The 15,946-nt window shown below is 41.6% G+C and carries 12 protein-coding genes; 9 read left to right on the top strand and 3 right to left on the bottom strand.

From position 1 onward, the window contains the following. Nucleotides 1-279 precede the first annotated feature (279 nt). Entirely contained in the window at nt 280-2,445 is a 2,166-nt protein-coding gene (locus tag IM676_RS04310; RefSeq protein ID WP_200989078.1) for a PhoX family protein, read from the bottom strand. Between the two features lie 631 nt (nt 2,446-3,076). Between IM676_RS04310 and IM676_RS04315 the strand changes: the two genes are divergently transcribed. From IM676_RS04315 to IM676_RS04350, 8 genes are all read left to right on the top strand, one after another. Continuing rightward, nucleotides 3,077-4,063, top strand: a complete 987-nt coding sequence (locus IM676_RS04315) for a glycosyltransferase family 2 protein (protein WP_200989079.1) — start codon at nt 3,077-3,079, stop codon at nt 4,061-4,063. A 129-nt stretch (nt 4,064-4,192) separates the two neighbouring features. Continuing rightward, nucleotides 4,193-4,978 carry a 30S ribosomal protein S2 gene (gene rpsB / locus IM676_RS04320; RefSeq protein ID WP_200989080.1) on the top strand — a complete coding sequence of 262 codons (786 nt, stop codon included), beginning with the start codon at nt 4,193-4,195 and terminating at the stop codon, nt 4,976-4,978. A 155-nt stretch (nt 4,979-5,133) separates the two neighbouring features. Further along, a complete protein-coding gene (tsf, locus tag IM676_RS04325) occupies nt 5,134-6,078 on the top strand; it encodes a translation elongation factor Ts (RefSeq protein WP_200989081.1) in 945 nt (314 codons plus the stop codon). A 152-nt stretch (nt 6,079-6,230) separates the two neighbouring features. Beyond that, complete coding sequence (locus IM676_RS04330) at nt 6,231-7,100, top strand: hypothetical protein (protein ID WP_200989082.1); 870 nt, start codon at nt 6,231-6,233, stop codon at nt 7,098-7,100. 31 nt (nt 7,101-7,131) lie between these two features. Beyond that, complete coding sequence (gene recG, locus IM676_RS04335) at nt 7,132-9,630, top strand: ATP-dependent DNA helicase RecG (protein ID WP_200989083.1); 2,499 nt, start codon at nt 7,132-7,134, stop codon at nt 9,628-9,630. Between the two features lie 44 nt (nt 9,631-9,674). Then, nucleotides 9,675-10,142 carry a hypothetical protein gene (locus tag IM676_RS04340; RefSeq protein ID WP_200989084.1) on the top strand — a complete coding sequence of 156 codons (468 nt, stop codon included), beginning with the start codon at nt 9,675-9,677 and terminating at the stop codon, nt 10,140-10,142. Then, complete coding sequence (locus IM676_RS04345; protein WP_200989085.1) at nt 10,139-12,997, top strand: ParA family protein; 2,859 nt, start codon at nt 10,139-10,141, stop codon at nt 12,995-12,997. Before IM676_RS04340 ends, IM676_RS04345 begins: the two co-directional genes overlap by 4 nt. Nucleotides 12,998-13,006: 9 nt before the next feature. Next, on the top strand, nt 13,007-13,216 hold the full coding sequence (locus IM676_RS04350; RefSeq protein ID WP_200989086.1) for a type II toxin-antitoxin system HicB family antitoxin: 210 nt from the start codon (nt 13,007-13,009) through the stop codon (nt 13,214-13,216). 37 nt (nt 13,217-13,253) lie between these two features. Here IM676_RS04350 and IM676_RS04355 read toward each other — a convergent pair whose 3' ends face one another. Continuing rightward, nucleotides 13,254-13,433: a hypothetical protein gene (locus IM676_RS04355; protein WP_200989087.1), complete on the bottom strand. Its 180-nt coding sequence runs from the start codon at nt 13,431-13,433 to the stop codon at nt 13,254-13,256. 226 nt (nt 13,434-13,659) lie between these two features. On the opposite strand from IM676_RS04355, the gene IM676_RS04360 reads away from it, so the two are divergent. Continuing rightward, complete coding sequence (locus tag IM676_RS04360) at nt 13,660-14,454, top strand: LmeA family phospholipid-binding protein (protein ID WP_200990078.1); 795 nt, start codon at nt 13,660-13,662, stop codon at nt 14,452-14,454. A gap of 63 nt (nt 14,455-14,517) precedes the next feature. Here IM676_RS04360 and IM676_RS04365 read toward each other — a convergent pair whose 3' ends face one another. Further along, on the bottom strand, nt 14,518-15,897 hold the full coding sequence (locus IM676_RS04365) for a UDP-glucose dehydrogenase family protein (RefSeq protein WP_200989088.1): 1,380 nt from the start codon (nt 15,895-15,897) through the stop codon (nt 14,518-14,520). Between the last annotated feature and the right edge of the window lie 49 nt (nt 15,898-15,946).

Raw genomic sequence — 15,946 nt, forward strand, 5'->3', positions numbered from 1 at the left:
GCCATATGTTCACCCAATCAGAACTCAACTAAAAATCAGTTTGAATAATTCAAACTCTTGAACATAAGAACATATATAGTTTATGTTGAAAATTTTCTGCTTAATTTAAGAATAGGTAAAGTCCAGAATAAAATTCAGGAAATAAACAATTAATAAATAATTAAATATCTCTTTTACTCAGGGTCAGATATCCAACCTGTAACCCAGTAAAAAATATCCCCGACTATTATTAAGTCGAGGATAGGAAAATAATCTTGATGCTTGTCACCTGTCTAGGATTTAAGTACCAATAATACCGCCATCATTCTTGGTAATTACCACGGTAGCCGAACGGGGGCGACCAGATGGGCCATAACCTTGACTATGTGGCCACTTACTAACGCTATCAGGAGCAGCAGGAGTTGAACCTTCCCCAGGGTGTTGAATATTAATAAACATGGTTCTGTGATCAGGTGTAGTAATTACACCGGTAACTTCACAGCGAGTTGGGCTGGTGAGGAAAAGCTTGACCTGTCTAGGACTATTAGGGTTAGCACATAACATGGTGTTACTACCAATGTTAACTAAATCCCCTTGACCATTACCGGAATGGTCAGTTTGAATCCACAGACGACCATAATAGTCAAACCATAAACCATCTGGGGAACTAAAGTCATCACCGTTAATATCACCCACCAGATTAGGTTCAGTTCTTTGGCTATCACCAGCTTGAACAAAGATATCCCAGTTAAAGGTGGTAGCTGCAACGCTGCGTCCAGTCTCCCGCCAACGAATAATATGACCGTAACGGTTGTCCTGTCTGGGGTTAGCAGCATCCACAGGAGGACGAGCAGAACCTCCAGATGTTGTACCATCTGGATTATTCACCGATGCGGGTGTTGTACCGCGACGAGAGTTATTGGTTAATGTGCAGTAAACTTCAACTTCATTAAATCCACGAATACGAGGACGCACAGCAACCCACTCTGGGCGATCCATCATGGTAGCGCCAACTCTATCCGCAGCCTGTCTGGTTTTAATCAGCACTTCTGCTTGGTTATTAAATCCATTTTCTGGTGTCAGTCCCCGTTGACCCCAAACTAGAGGTAGCCATTCACCAGTACCATTGTCATTGAACTTGGCAACGTAGAGAGTACCGTGGTCAAGGAGATCACGGTTATTGGCACGCACTTTAGTATCGTAGGTACGAGAGCAAACGAACTTATAGATATATTCGTTCCGTTCGTCATCACCCATATAGTAAGCCAAGCGGTTGTTATCATCAACAACATACTGGGCGCTTTCATGTTTGAATCGACCCATGGAAGTACGCTTAACTGGCCTGCTGTTGGGTTCGTAGGGGTCAATTTCCACTACCCAGCCAAATAAATGGGGCTCTAGGGGGTTAGTGCTGGCGTTAAAACGTGGATCAACTTCTGGCCATTTGTACCCGGAACTAGTGGGAATACCATAGCGGCTTTGTCCCGAAATGATTTCCAGCTTTTGATCAAGACCAGGAACAGATTCTATATCGCCACTAGGATTAGCAAAATAAACGTTCCAGTTCTCTTCACAGGTGAGGTAAGTACCCCAGGGTGTAGCACCGTGGGCGCAGTTGTTGAGGGTACCATAGGCAGTGAAACCATCATTCACCCCAATTTCAATTGATCCATTGGGTTGAATAGAGAATTTCTTAGACCTCATTAACGCATCGCCAGCCGCAGGCCCAGAAACGCGCATTTCTGTGTTTGCGGTGATGCGGCGACCATAGCGGGAATTGCGATCAACACTCCAACCACCGCCAAATCTATCCTTAGATATCTCTTGGATGGATACACCATGAGCAGCCTGAGATTTTCTGGCTTTCTCAATAGTCATTACAGTATTACCATCGGGGTGCAGGATAGTTTCTTGGGTATACTCGTGGTTAACACAAAGTAATCCCTTATTATTGTAAGCCCGACCTTCTACAGGTACATCTAACCCCGATGTCCGGTTGTAATAGCTGCGTCCTGGTAGGGGGAAGAAGTGCATCCCGTCATGGTGCATCCCCACTTGTTTTTCTTGGGCTGCTGCACCTTGGGAAGCATCGGGTAGCCAATCAGGCGCACCAGGCATGATGGGGTCTCCCCAAGCCGACAAAATCCGCGCTGTGTAACCCGGGGGAACAGTGACTAAATCTTTTTCCAACAGTCCGGTTGCTGGGTTGCGGAGATTTGGTTCAATACTTTGGAAGCCTATACCAGCAAAGCCAAGCCCAGCAGGTACTGTGGATGTGGAAGCAGTTGCTGTTTGCAGCAAGCCGCTGACGGTAGTATCACCCAAAACTGCCAATATAGATGTACTAGCTGCTGTCACCACAAAGCGCCGGCGCTTCATGCTCACCCGTCCAATCACGTCGAGAATTGACTCATTACCGGATGGGTTGAGGGTTGTATTGTTCTTCGGATGAAGATGACCTTTCATTTATACTTACTCTATGTAATCTTTACGACAAAATCTATCTAAATGATCACACCCAAACTGCACTTAAGGGGGATAATCGCAATATCTATTAAGTGCTGTTTACTCTTGTGATAGCCGATTGCCCCTAAGTCAGGGAATATGAAAATCGGACATTATTGCTCACTCAACATGAGCATCAATATTTTGTCCTCAATTTATGCAATAAAGATTAAAATATGGTTATAAGGCGATTAATTTAATCTTATTATGTAGATATCAATGAGAAATTTTTCTTTTAGTACTGAATTAAATCACTGGTATGACAGCAGAACAATTGTATCTATACGGTTTTAATATCAAGTATTACAGCCTTGTGAAGATTTTCCTGAGTTTATTGATATTTTCAGTTTATTGATACTAATTATCATTTAATTTTGAGGAATATAAATTTAATTTATTGATTCTGATATTGTCATTCAAGGTAATTGCTCAAAAAAATATATATAAAATATAAATCTATAAATAAATACTTAAATTATCGGCTCAAGTCCTAGAAATATACTTGATTTATTATTAAATATATGCTTTGGATTAACTACACAGGAGGATGATCCCAACAGAATATGTAGTCTGTTGTTGTCTTATCCTGGAGATGGGTAATTCTGTTGTGGGTGAGACTGTGTTTTTCAGCGTTGTGATACCGACTTATAATCGTCAACCGATTCTAGAAAAGTGCCTGCGTGCTTTGGAGGTGCAGGAGTTGAGTCCCTCAAGTGCATACGAAGTTATTTTAGTAGATGATGGCTCTACTGATGGCACATTGGACTGGTTGAAAGCACATAAGGAAGAATTTCCCCATGTGCGATGGTTTGAGCAAGACCACGCCGGACCCGCGGCGGCTCGAAATTTGGGGATTTCCCAAGCACGGGGAGATATCATAGTTTTTATTGATAGTGATTTGGTGGTGGTGAAGAATTTTCTGCAAGCCCATGGGGAGGCGCTGGTGCAGGGGCGCAAAAAACTAGGAAGCGATAGGGAAAGGCTACAGGAAGCAGATCGGTTTTTTACATACGGTGCAGTAATTAATACTTGCAATTTCGATCAACCCACGGCTGAACCCTATAAAATCACAGATTTTTCTGCGGCTTTTTTTGCTACAGGTAACGTAGCTATCCCCAAACATTGGTTAGAGAAGGCGGGAATGTTCGATAATAGCTTCCAACTGTATGGTTGGGAAGATTTAGAATTAGGTGTGAGACTGAAAAAATTGGGGCTAAAACTAATTAAATGTCCTGCAGCAGTGGGCTATCATTGGCATCCACCATTTAACTTAGAACAAATTCCCCGTTTGATTGACCAAGAAATTCAACGCGGACGTATGGGAGTTTTATTTTATCAAAAGCATCCCTGTTGGGAAGTACGAATGATGATTCAAATGACCTGGTTACATCGTTTACTTTGGGGTATTCTCTCCCTGAATGGCTTACTAAATGAGCGGACTATGGCGCCTTTGTTGCGGTGGGTAATTAACTTAGGTAAACCTCAGTTAGCCTTAGAATTGGCGCGAATTTTCCTTAATTGGTACAACGTCAAGGGAGTTTATGCCGCTTACGCTCAAGTCAGAAACCAACAAAATTAAATTGAAATAGTACGGTGATTATGATACCCTAGAAAAGTTGTCTAATCTCGCACATCCAGTAATTCGGGTGTTTCCTCACCTGGGAAATACAACTGGATGGAGGTTGAACCCGAATAGGAGTAAAAAAATATGCCAGTAGTTTCATTGGCTCAGATGATGGAGTCAGGGGTACATTTTGGGCATCAAACCCGGCGTTGGAACCCAAAAATGTCTCCCTACATTTATACTTCCCGCAATGGCGTACACATCATTGACTTGGTGCAAACTGCCCAGTTGATGGAAGATGCTTATAGCTATATGCGATCGCAGTCTGAACAAGGTAAGAAATTCCTGTTTGTTGGTACAAAACGCCAAGCAGCTGGAATCGTTGCCCAAGAAGCAGCCCGTTGTGGCTCTTTCTACATTAATCAGCGTTGGTTGGGGGGAATGCTCACCAACTGGGCAACCATCAAAACCAGAGCAGACCGTCTCAAAGACTTAGAACGCCGGGAAGAAAACGGCGCTCTAGATTTATTGCCTAAAAAAGAAGCTTCCATGTTACGTCGCGAAATGGCAAAGCTTCAGAAGTACCTAGGTGGGATTAAGAATATGCGCAAAGTACCCGATGTGGTGGTGATTGTAGACCAACGCCGGGAATATAACGCAGTTCAAGAATGCCAAAAACTGGGACTGCCCATTGTGTCTATGTTAGATACAAACTGCGACCCGGATGTAGTAGATATCCCCATACCAGCAAACGATGATGCCATCAGATCAATTAAATTGATAGTAGGCAAATTGGCAGATGCAATTTATGAAGGTCGTCACGGTCAGCTAGAAAGTGACGACTACGAAGATGATGATGGTTCCGAGTATGATGATGAGGACTACGAAGAATACGAAGATGTTGACTCGTCCTCTGACGAAGAAGAATAATCATTAATCATCAGCACCTGGTGTTGCTGAGTCTTCAAAGGGGAGGAAACAAGTTAGGATTTCACAGCTTTTTCTTCCCCAGCCCTGAGTAAGATAGAAATACTCAACACCCGTGAGGGATAACAACTCAAGGTAAAGTTAGGAATTAAGGCAACATGGCGGAAATATCGGCAAAACTTGTCCAAGAGCTACGCCAAAAAACTGGTGCGGGCATGATGGACTGTAAAAAAGCCCTCAAAGAAAATGAAGGCGACATAGAAAAATCTATAGAATGGCTGCGACAAAAAGGCATTGCTTCGGCGAGTAAGAAAAGCGATCGCATTGCGGCAGAAGGTCTAGTAGAGACCTACATTCAACCCAGTGGTAGAGTTGGTGTACTCATAGAAGTTAACTGCCAAACCGATTTCGTAGCCCGTAACGAAGCGTTTAAAGCTCTAGTGAAAAATCTAGCCGAGCAAGCAGCCACAGCTGATAGTGTAGAGTCTTTATTGACTCAGCCCTATCTGGAAGATCAAAGCATTACGGTAGACCAGTTTATCAAGCAAACTATCGCCCAGCTGGGTGAAAATATCCAAGTACGTCGGTTTATCAATTTTGCCATCCCAGAAGATAAACAAGGTGTGGTAGACAGCTACATTCACACTGGTGGTCGAGTAGGGGTTTTAGTAGAGCTTAACGCCGAAACCGATGCAGCAGCCAAGAATGAAGAGTTTCAAACATTAGCGAAGAATGCTGCTATGCAGGTGGCTGCTTGTCCCAATGTTGAGTATGTCAGCATTGACGAAATCCCCGCCGAAATTGCTGAAAAAGAAAAGGCGATTGAAATGGGGCGGGATGATTTGGCTAATAAGCCCGATAACATCAAAGAGAAAATCGTTCAAGGTCGCATTGAGAAACGCCTCAAAGAAATGACTTTGTTGGATCAGCCTTTCATTCGCGATCAGGGTATTTCTGTGGAAGACTTAGTAAAACAAGTTAAAGGTAAGGTAGGGGAACCTATCAAGGTGAGTCGCTTTGTGCGCTACATCCTTGGTGAAGGTATTGAGAAGCAAGAAAGTAATTTTGCTGAAGAAGTTGCTGCACAAATGGGTTCTAAGTAAGTCTCTCGGTGGTTATGAGTTATTTTTATAACTCTATGCTTGTATACTAACAGGTCAGTGATAATTAACTGGCCTGTGTTTTTTTAGGGTAGTGGTGGGTTGTTGAAATTAGAACAGATCTACACAGATGAAGACAGATAAGTAAGGAAGATATGGCCAGAGCAATTGAGCTAATTGAACGGGATATTACAGCTTTACAAGAGGCTATCCGGGCGATCGCCAGGTCGCTCCAAAATGCTTATGCCAGTTATTGTCATAGTTTGGGGGCAGCTTGCACCAAGCAGTTGATTTTGGCAAGTTACTATCTATGTACTCAAGGGTATCCCGAAAAGTTTCTCAATTTATCCCTGAATCAGCGCCAAAAGTTGCAGCAAGGTATCCGCAATTTGGGTACCCAAGCCGCTGAGTTATTACGTTCTTATCTCCACGCTCAAGGGATGAGCACCGATGAAGTAGATGAACTAGATGAGGAAGTCAGGGAGATTTTATCTGAGTCATCAGACTTACCTATGAGCAATGTAACTAAAAACAATTCTCCACCTGATTTATCCAACCCCATGGAAATATTAGAATGGCAAGAGGAGACAGAAGAATTCATCCAAGGTGTACTGAAAAATATCTCCCGTGAAACTAATCTTTTATTACAAACATTTTGTATTATAACCGAAAAAATACCAGAACCTCTTTTAGAAGCAGCTGCGGCTGTTATGGAACCAACTGCCACTCTATCCCTATCAGAAACATCCGCTCAGGTTATGCCGGGGCTACCCAACCTGTTAAACTTGGTGGTGGAAATTGAAAATGAACAAAGTCCAGAAGACTCCAAAATCACCCAGGTGATGGCCATTAATCTCCGATTGGCAGAAATGGAATTTGCTGATGTAAAACTTTCATCTGACCGTAGACAAATTCGCCATATTTTAGTTCAACTGCAGAAGGTAGCACGAGATTATCAAAAAAAGCAACGGGAGCGCTCAGTTGCTCAAGCTGAGTCTGCATGGCGCGCCAGTTGGTTTGAGTAGAGATATTCCCATTCACCATTCCCAATGACCAATGACCAATGACCAACCAGATTGGGTAAGATTGCACAAAGCCTTGGCAATAGAAGCAGACCAGGGCTTTACAGACTTGATGGGCAAGCAATACCGCTTCAGTGAATTTCTGTGCTTGACTTTTGGGAAATTCCCCACAGTTTTGCCCTCTATGGAACCAACTGCCACTCTATCGCTATCAGAACGCAAGCGTTGGGAAGAACTAGCGGCGAGGTTTGCTAATTATCCCCATCTGGAACTAGAGGAAAGACAGCACTTAGTAGCTGAAACTCGCAGGTATCTCTACCAACTACAGCAAGGACTAAAGGAAACTACCACACAGCCACAAGAGAAATACCAAATTCAAAAATCTCAACCTAAATCCCCCATTGTCCAGCAGGTGAGCCGCTCGTTAGCGCCTAATATTGACCAAAAACTCAGTGATTTGCCAGAAATAGGTATCCGCAATGCTGATAAACTGGGGGCGCTGAATTTATATACGGTGCGTGATTTACTTTACTACTATCCCCGTGACCACATTGACTATGGGCGTCAGGTGAACATCCGAGACCTACAGGGGGGTGAAACAGTTACCATAATTGCTAGGGTCAAGCGTTGTCACTGTTTTACTAGCCCCAAAAATAAGAAATTATCAATTTTAGAATTAGTCCTTCAGGATAATACCGGCCAAATTAAAATTAGTCGATTTAATGCTGGTGCGCGTTTTGCTAGTCGCGGTTGGCAAGAAGGTTTAAAACGCCGTTACCCTGTGAGTAGTATTTTGGCGGCTTGTGGGTTGGTGAAGGAAAGTAAATATGGCTTGACTCTGGATAACCCAGAACTGGAAGTGTTAGCACATCCCGGGGATACTATTGATTCTCTGACGATTGGTCGGGTAGTGCCGATTTATCCTCTGACTGAGGGTGTGGTTGCCAATACTGTCAGACAGGCGGTGAGGGCTGCTTTGCCGGCTGTGGTTAACCTGAAAGACCCTTTACCTAAGGGGTTGCGGGAAAAGTACGGTTTAATGGAGTTAAAGGATGCGATCGCTAATATCCATTTTCCTGATGACAGTGCCAGTTTACAAGTTGCCCGTCATCGTCTAGTTTTTGATGAATTTTTCTACCTGCAACTGGGCTTACTACAACGTCAGCAGCAAGCTAAGGCTATCCAAACTAGTGCTATTATCGCCCCTAAAGGTCAGCTAATTGAGAAGTTCTCGGAAATTTTGCCTTTTCAACTCACAGGGGCGCAGCAACGGGTAATTAATGATATTCTCAACGATTTACAACAATCCACACCCATGAATCGTTTAGTACAGGGGGATGTGGGTTCGGGTAAAACCGTGGTGGCGGTAATTGCTATCTTGGCGGCGATTCAATCTGGCTATCAAGCGGCGTTAATGGCTCCTACGGAGGTTTTAGCAGAACAGCATTATCGTAAGTTAGTTAGCTGGTTTAACTTGTTGCATTTACCAGTGGAATTACTCACAGGCTCCACTAAAATTGCTAAACGCCGGGAAATTCACTCCCAGTTGGGAACCGGTGAGTTACCTCTGTTGGTGGGGACTCACGCCTTAATACAAGACACTGTTAATTTCCAACAGTTAGGGTTGGTGGTGATTGATGAACAGCACCGTTTTGGGGTGAAACAAAGGGCGCTGTTACAGCAAAAAGGTGAGCGACCCCATGTGTTAACTATGACTGCAACCCCCATTCCTCGGACTTTAGCATTAACTATACATGGGGATATGAATGTTAGTCAGATTGATGAGTTACCACCGGGACGGCAAAAAATTCAGACTACTGTATTAACAGGTCAACAACGCGCCCAAGCTTACGATTTAATCCGCCGCGAAATCGCCCAAGGAAGACAGGTGTATATAGTCTTACCACTTGTGGAAGAGTCGGAAAAGTTAGATTTGCGTTCGGCGGTAGAGGAGCATCAAAAGTTACAGGAAACTGTTTTCCCAGACTTTCAGGTGGGATTGTTGCATGGTCGCATGAGTGCGGCACAAAAGGAGGCAGCAATTACTAAATTCCGCGATCGACAAACCCAGATTCTAGTTTCTACCACCGTTGTAGAAGTGGGTGTCGATGTCCCTAATGCAACCGTTATGCTCATAGAAAATGCGGAGAGATTTGGCTTGTCACAACTGCACCAATTACGGGGGCGTGTGGGTCGGGGGGCAGCAAAGTCCTTTTGTTTATTGATGAGCAGTTCTCGGTCTCCTGACGCTCAACAACGGTTAAAGGTGTTGGAACAGTCCCAAGATGGCTTTTTTATTGCGGAGATGGATATGCGGTTACGTGGACCGGGGGAAGTGCTGGGAACTCGTCAATCTGGTGTAGCTGATTTTACTTTAGCCAGCTTGGTGGAAGATGAGGAGGTTCTGCTTTTAGCTAGACAAGCGGCGGAGAAGGTGATAGAGATAGATGTCACTCTGGATCGTTGGGATCTGATGAAAGCTGAGTTGAAGTATCGCTATGAGCGGTTAATGGGTGGGGCGATTTTAACATAGTATATTTGGGTACACTCTTATTTACCAAGACTGAATATAGCTTAATGGCAATACCTTTCACAGACCGAGAAATGGAAAGAGCTTGGCGTAATAATCTGTCTGCTTATCATAACTCTCCGCAGATACTCCGAACTAATGCCCATCGGTTACTCTTATTTTATGCTGTTGAATGTGGACTTAAGGTAATCTTGATGAAGCGAAAGCGGAAAAAACGTACTGATGATTGTGCAGAAATTTCTGAATGTCAGCATAATATAAATAAGTTATTAGATTGTCTGGGTGCAGGAGGCTCTCTAAACCTACCGGAAATATTTATTAAGGAAATCAGCGATACAAGAAATAATAAAGAGCCGAGAAAATTAAACAGTGGTCAAATTAACCAAATGTGGCGCTATGGCGGACAAGTTGTTTCAATAGTTACTGAAGAAAAAAAAGCTACTGATGATGAAGATATAGAAACAAGATTAAAGACAATATTAAAGTGGATTGAAAGAGAAATTGGAAAGGCATGAATAGATTAAGATTATTAACATGGCTTGATGTCAGAAGACATATTCGCAGCAAGACTAAATATGGCACAAAACTACCAGATAGTCTAGTAAAAATTCGGTGTTTTTCTGATGCTGTAGAAATAGGGATTACTAATGAAGACAATTTAGAAGAAGCAAAGCATACTGTAAAGGAATGGTTTGGTGACTGGTATTTAGAAAACGAGTCTGTTATCCAGCTTGACATGGGTGATGCTACATTACCAGTGGAGTTTATTTCAGGGAAAGAAGTTTCTCTAACCGATATTGATGTTCGTCCTTTTTGGGAAGAAATTGCTTATTTAGAAAATAGCTCAGAAGTAGAAGCTGTAAAAGCAAACTCTGTTAAGCTACCAGAACCATACACTGATAACCCTACAGACACTGGTAAACCTAGTTTAATCGCTTTCTATTCTTTTAAAGGTGGTGTAGGAAGAACATTAAATTTAGCAGCATATCTTTTCGCTTTATTAGATAAAGCTAAAGAACTAAATAAATCTATAACTGTGTTAGTAATTGATGCTGATTTAGAAGCTCCTGGTCTTACCTACTGGAATGCTTTTGAAAAGCAACAACCAGCCGTTTCTTTCATGGATTTTTTAGAAGTTTTCCATTATTCTCCTATTGAAAGAGAAGAAGCACTGTCATGGTTTGCTAAGGAGGTTAAAAAAACACCTAAAAACGAAGGCGGATCAACTGTATATTTTTTACCTGCTTGTCGTGATGATAAACAGCTACTAGATACACCTATCCTTCCTGAACATTTGGTCAGGAGTACAGATGGGGTTTGGGAGTATGGTAATGCAATCCATCGTTTAGGTAAAGTAGTTGGAGCAGATTATGTATTCATTGATCTAAGAGCAGGTTTAAGTGAAATATCCAGTCCAATAATTTTCGATCCCAGAATTAAACGTTTTCTAGTAACAACTATAAATGAGCAATCTGTTAGAGGTACAAGTCTTGTCTTAAAACAAATTGGTAAAGTTGCACCATCGGAGGCAGATGTCGATGCTCAAAGATATTATGATCCATCTCTAGTAATTAATATGTTAAAGGAGGAATTTAGAAAATTACCTATGTATTTTGATGCGTATGACACTTTTCGGGATGACTATAACCAGCTAGAAGAAGAAGAAGGTCTTATTGTTTCTTCTAAAAGATTGGAGATAAAAGACGCTTTTTTTGCTGAAGAATTACTGTATGTAAATAATTGGGAAGAAGCACGCTCAAAATTAAAAGCAACTTCATTAATGGAGAATGCTAGAAAATGGGCAGAAATGCAGTTAGATAACGACAGTGAGGAAGCTTTAACAAATGTACACAGTGAGGAAGCTTCAACAAATGTACACAGTGAGGAAGCTTCAACAAATGTACATCGAGAAGAACAGAGTTCACTAGAAGCCGTAATAAGTCTGAGAGATTTATGTAGAAAATATGAATATGCTGAACAAGGGCAAGGTGAAGATTTACTTATAACAGAACCTTTGCATAACTTAGCAACTAATTTTAGAGATAAATTACCTCATGTCTTATCAATTGGAGCTAAAGGGGCTGGAAAAACATTTAATTATATACAGTTATCGCGGTTTAAATATTGGGAAAAATTTTTGAATCGTGTAGATAATAAAAATCACGAACCACAGCTAAAAAAAACGTATATATTTCCGTTACTTCAATCAAGCAATCTTAAAGAGAATGCAAAAAAAGTCATCAATGAAGCCAGGAAAGAACTTCAAGGAGCTTTAGGTGAAAATTTCATTGATAAATTTACACATTCGGAATATACAGATAGGATTATAACAGCACTGAATGAGCAAAAATGGAATGAACCACAATGGACAGAATTTTGGGTTAGTGAAATAGCTAGAGCTATAAGTGTTAGTTCAAATACCAATATTCCCAATAATCTTAGCAGTATAGATCATGAATTAAAAAATAAAGGATTACATATCATATTTTTATTTGATGGCTTAGAAGATATTTTTCGGGATATTGCCTCTAGTAAGGAAGAACAGAAAGCTTTAAGAGCTTTGATTGATGACTTACCGAAGAAATTATCTGAAATTAGGCAATCGAATCTTGGTATAATAATTTTCTTACGTCGTGATTTCCTCAAATATACAATTACTCAAAATTTGAGCCAGTTTGAAAATCTTTACCGTTCTTATGATTTATCTTGGGATGAGGATTCTTTTTTACGGCTAGTTTATTGGATTTGTAGCGAATCTCAAGTAATAAATGCAAAGAAAAATAATATTTACGAGTTCAGTAAAGAAAATCTGAAAAATGAATTGGAAAATTTATGGGGTAAAAAGTTAGGTTCAGATAAGTCTAACGAAGCCTATACAGCTTCTTGGATATTTGCAGCCTTGACTGATTTTAATGGCAGGCTTCAAGCCAGAGATATTGTTCGTTTTTTATATAACGCAGCAGGTATCACAGTAAATAAAGCTAACGAGTTACAACTTGAAAAGTGGTTTATTAGCCGACTTTTACACCCTAAAGCAATCCGCCAGGCGCTGAAACCATGTAGTACTAAAAAAGTAGAAGAAGCTAAAGAAGAATATCCATTATTCAAAAAATGGGTTGATGATGAACTTCCTTATCTGGCTCCGGCTGAAAAGAAAATTCCTTTTGCAGTAGAACAGTTCAATATGGATCAACAAACTGTAAGACTCTTAGAAGAGATGGGAGTGATTTACGAAGATAAAGACAAAGAGGAAATAGCCAGATTTTATATGCCTGAGATATTCCGTGAAGGTTTAGGTTTTTCAGGTACTGGAGCGCGACCTCGGATATTAGCTTTGAAGCGCAAGATATTAGGGAAAGGGATTTTATGAAGATGAATAATGAAACACTATCACATTAATATTTTTTACAGTGAAGAAGATAATGGCTACATAGCTGATATTCCTGATTTGAAATATTGTTCGGCTTTTGGTTCGACTGAAGAAGAAGCACTTAGTGAAGTATTACAAGCAAAAGCAGCATGGCTAGAAGCTGCCAAAATCGAAGGTAAACCAATACCTGAACCGAGATATCGACCTGCAATTTATTAGAAAACTTGATGATTAGAGTTCGTATAAACGTATCTACTCATCCCCCTAGAAGAGAACGCAGCCACTGCCGAAAAGCTCGCCGCGCTGCACTAGCAACCTCTATCTCGCTCAACTTCAAAAATTGCAAAATGCCCTCAATCACAGGCAAATCTCCAAATGTGGGGCTATTTTGTACCTGCACATACTCACCTTCACGTAACAGAAAAATCTGCTGCACTCTTAACTAAAACCCAATCCATAATTAATATTTTGACGTTGAATCGATTCGTGAACAACAAGAATTTGGGTTTCCGAGATAGAATAATGTAATATCTGACACATTTAAACATCAATTATCACCTGTCGCTCACCTCACCATCAGCAAAATGAATGTGGGGATCGCTTGCTGTATTCTTCACAATTTGTTACAAAAGTATAAAGAACTTCTAGAGACCCAAAACTTCATGTTAGGCGGACTTACTGGTTTAAAAGATTCTCAAGGTACAGATTGGGGAGAGCGACTGCTGAATACAGTCGCTAGCCAAACGATTCGCCACTTGTTTACCCAAAGCGAGTCAGTAGAAGTATTTGTGCGCTGCTATCCCTCCAGCAAACTGTTGCAAGGCAGCATTGACAGCTTTAAAATGAGCGGTACTGGCTTGGTGATTCGCAAAGATTTCTTGGTAGAGGAAATGTCCTTTGAAACCGATACTGTTACCATTGACTTCGGCGGTTTGATGAGTGGTAAGCTCAACCTCAAGCAACCTACCCAAGCGATCGCTCACGTAGTATTATCAGAAGCAGGCATTAACCAAGCCTTCAATGCCAAACTAGTAACACAGCATCTAGTTAACCTGACCATGCCCTCCTTGACGGCAATATCTGGCGGTGAACCGGTAACATTCACTAATATTCAAGTAGAACTGTTGGCAGAAAATCATCTGCGAATGATGGCTAAGGCGGATTTAAATAATGGGGAACTCATACCCCTGTGTATGACTATGACTGTAGCTGTAGAAAGACGGCGACGAATTTCTTTTAAAGACCCTAAAATTGAACTGGATACAATACCTGTAGCACAACGAGAAGTGTCCCAAAAATTGAGTATGGCACTCGCAGAAATTTTAGATAATATGGTTGACTTAGATCGCTTTGACCTTGATGGTGTAAAAATGCGGCTGAATCGTTTAGAAACTCAAGGTAAAAGGTTAATTTTCAGTGGATATGCAGAAATAGAACGTATACCTCGTAATCCTTAGTTACACCACCCTGGAAAAATAACCCTCTCCTGACTCAGGGGAGGGCTAGGTGGTAGGTGTAATCTATCTTCCCACGCCTATATATTGGAAACCAGCCCTCACCATAGTGTCAGGATCAAGAAAGTTCCGACCATCGATAATTACCGCATGGTTCATTAATTGTGCCATTTTAGCGTAATCTAGACTACTGAACTGTTGCCATTCAGTCACCAATACTAAAGCATCGCAGCCATCAGCCAGCCTTTCGGCGTCGGTTTCTACTAGTACACCAGTTAAACCATCACGTATACCTGTTTGGGAAACAATGGGGTCATAGGCTTTGACTTTTGCGCCGAGTCGGTTCAGCTGCTCAATGAGGTTGAGTGCGGGAGCGTCCCGCATATCATCTGTATCTGGCTTGAAGGTCAAACCCAGAAGTCCCACAGTTTTACCTTTGAGGATTTTTAAGGCTTGTTGGAGTTTTTCCAAAGCAATTAAGCGTTGGCGTTCATTGACACTTACAGCAGCTTTCATAATTTGGGCTTCGTAGCCATAATCATTAGCAGTGTGAATCAGTGCAGCCACATCTTTAGGGAAGCAGGAACCACCCCAACCAATACCAGCGTTTAAAAACTTGTGACCAATGCGGGAGTCTAAACCGATGCCTTTTGCTACTTGGGTGACATCAGCACCAACGCGATCGCAGATATTAGCCACTTCATTAATAAAACTAATTTTGGTGGCTAAAAAGGCATTAGCAGCATATTTGATCATTTCTGCCGAACTGAGATCTGTAGTCAGTACTGGCACAGGAGGTAAAGATTTATCAGCAGCGTACTGACGCTCGATAATGGGAATATATAATTCTTTCATTAAAGCGATCGCTCTTTGACTATTACCCCCCAAGACAATGCGATCAGGGTTGAAAGTATCATATACTGCTGAACCTTCACGTAAAAACTCAGGATTACTGACAACATCAAACTGAGGTAACTTGTCTTGTACAGCTACCCCACCAGCAGGTACAAGTGTTTTTTGACGTATAGCAATACCATCTAAAACAATCATCCGTACCCAGTCACCGGAACCAATGGGTACTGTAGATTTATTGACGATTACCTTATAACCACCATTGAGATTCTCCCCAATGCTACGAGCTACAGCTTCCACATAACGAGTATCACTTTCACCATTAGGTAAGGGTGGTGTTCCCACCGCAATAAACAGAATCTCACCATGGGCTACTCCTGCGGCAATATCTGTGGTAAAGTGAATTTTCTCTCCTTGAATGGAAGACTGCATAATTTCCGAGAGTCCCGGCTCAAAAATGGGGGACTGTCCCGATTTCATTAACTTAACTTTTTCTTCATTATTATCGACGCAAATGACATCATGGCCGATATGAGCCAAGCAAGCACCCGTTACCAAACCAACGTAACCAGTACCAATTACGCAAACACGCATTGAGTTTAACTCCTCGTTTTTTTAGGGTTAGCCTTGAAAACAATGGTCA

Source organism: Anabaenopsis elenkinii CCIBt3563 (assembly GCF_015245355.1).
Lineage (GTDB): Bacteria > Cyanobacteriota > Cyanobacteriia > Cyanobacteriales > Nostocaceae > Anabaenopsis > Anabaenopsis elenkinii.

Excerpts from the sequence above, each read along its gene's own strand:
- IM676_RS04310 (WP_200989078.1), bottom strand. The coding sequence starts at position 2,445 with ATGAAAGGTCATCTTCATCCGAAGAACAATACAACCCTCAACCCATCC.
- recG (WP_200989083.1), top strand. The coding sequence starts at position 7,132 with ATGACCAATGACCAACCAGATTGGGTAAGATTGCACAAAGCCTTGGCA.
- IM676_RS04330 (WP_200989082.1), top strand. The coding sequence starts at position 6,231 with ATGGCCAGAGCAATTGAGCTAATTGAACGGGATATTACAGCTTTACAA.
- IM676_RS04350 (WP_200989086.1), top strand. The coding sequence starts at position 13,007 with ATGAAACACTATCACATTAATATTTTTTACAGTGAAGAAGATAATGGC.
- IM676_RS04340 (WP_200989084.1), top strand. The coding sequence starts at position 9,675 with ATGGCAATACCTTTCACAGACCGAGAAATGGAAAGAGCTTGGCGTAAT.
- tsf (WP_200989081.1), top strand. The coding sequence starts at position 5,134 with ATGGCGGAAATATCGGCAAAACTTGTCCAAGAGCTACGCCAAAAAACT.
- IM676_RS04365 (WP_200989088.1), bottom strand. The coding sequence starts at position 15,897 with ATGCGTGTTTGCGTAATTGGTACTGGTTACGTTGGTTTGGTAACGGGT.
- rpsB (WP_200989080.1), top strand. The coding sequence starts at position 4,193 with ATGCCAGTAGTTTCATTGGCTCAGATGATGGAGTCAGGGGTACATTTT.
- IM676_RS04345 (WP_200989085.1), top strand. The coding sequence starts at position 10,139 with ATGAATAGATTAAGATTATTAACATGGCTTGATGTCAGAAGACATATT.
- IM676_RS04315 (WP_200989079.1), top strand. The coding sequence starts at position 3,077 with ATGGGTAATTCTGTTGTGGGTGAGACTGTGTTTTTCAGCGTTGTGATA.
- IM676_RS04360 (WP_200990078.1), top strand. The coding sequence starts at position 13,660 with ATGTTAGGCGGACTTACTGGTTTAAAAGATTCTCAAGGTACAGATTGG.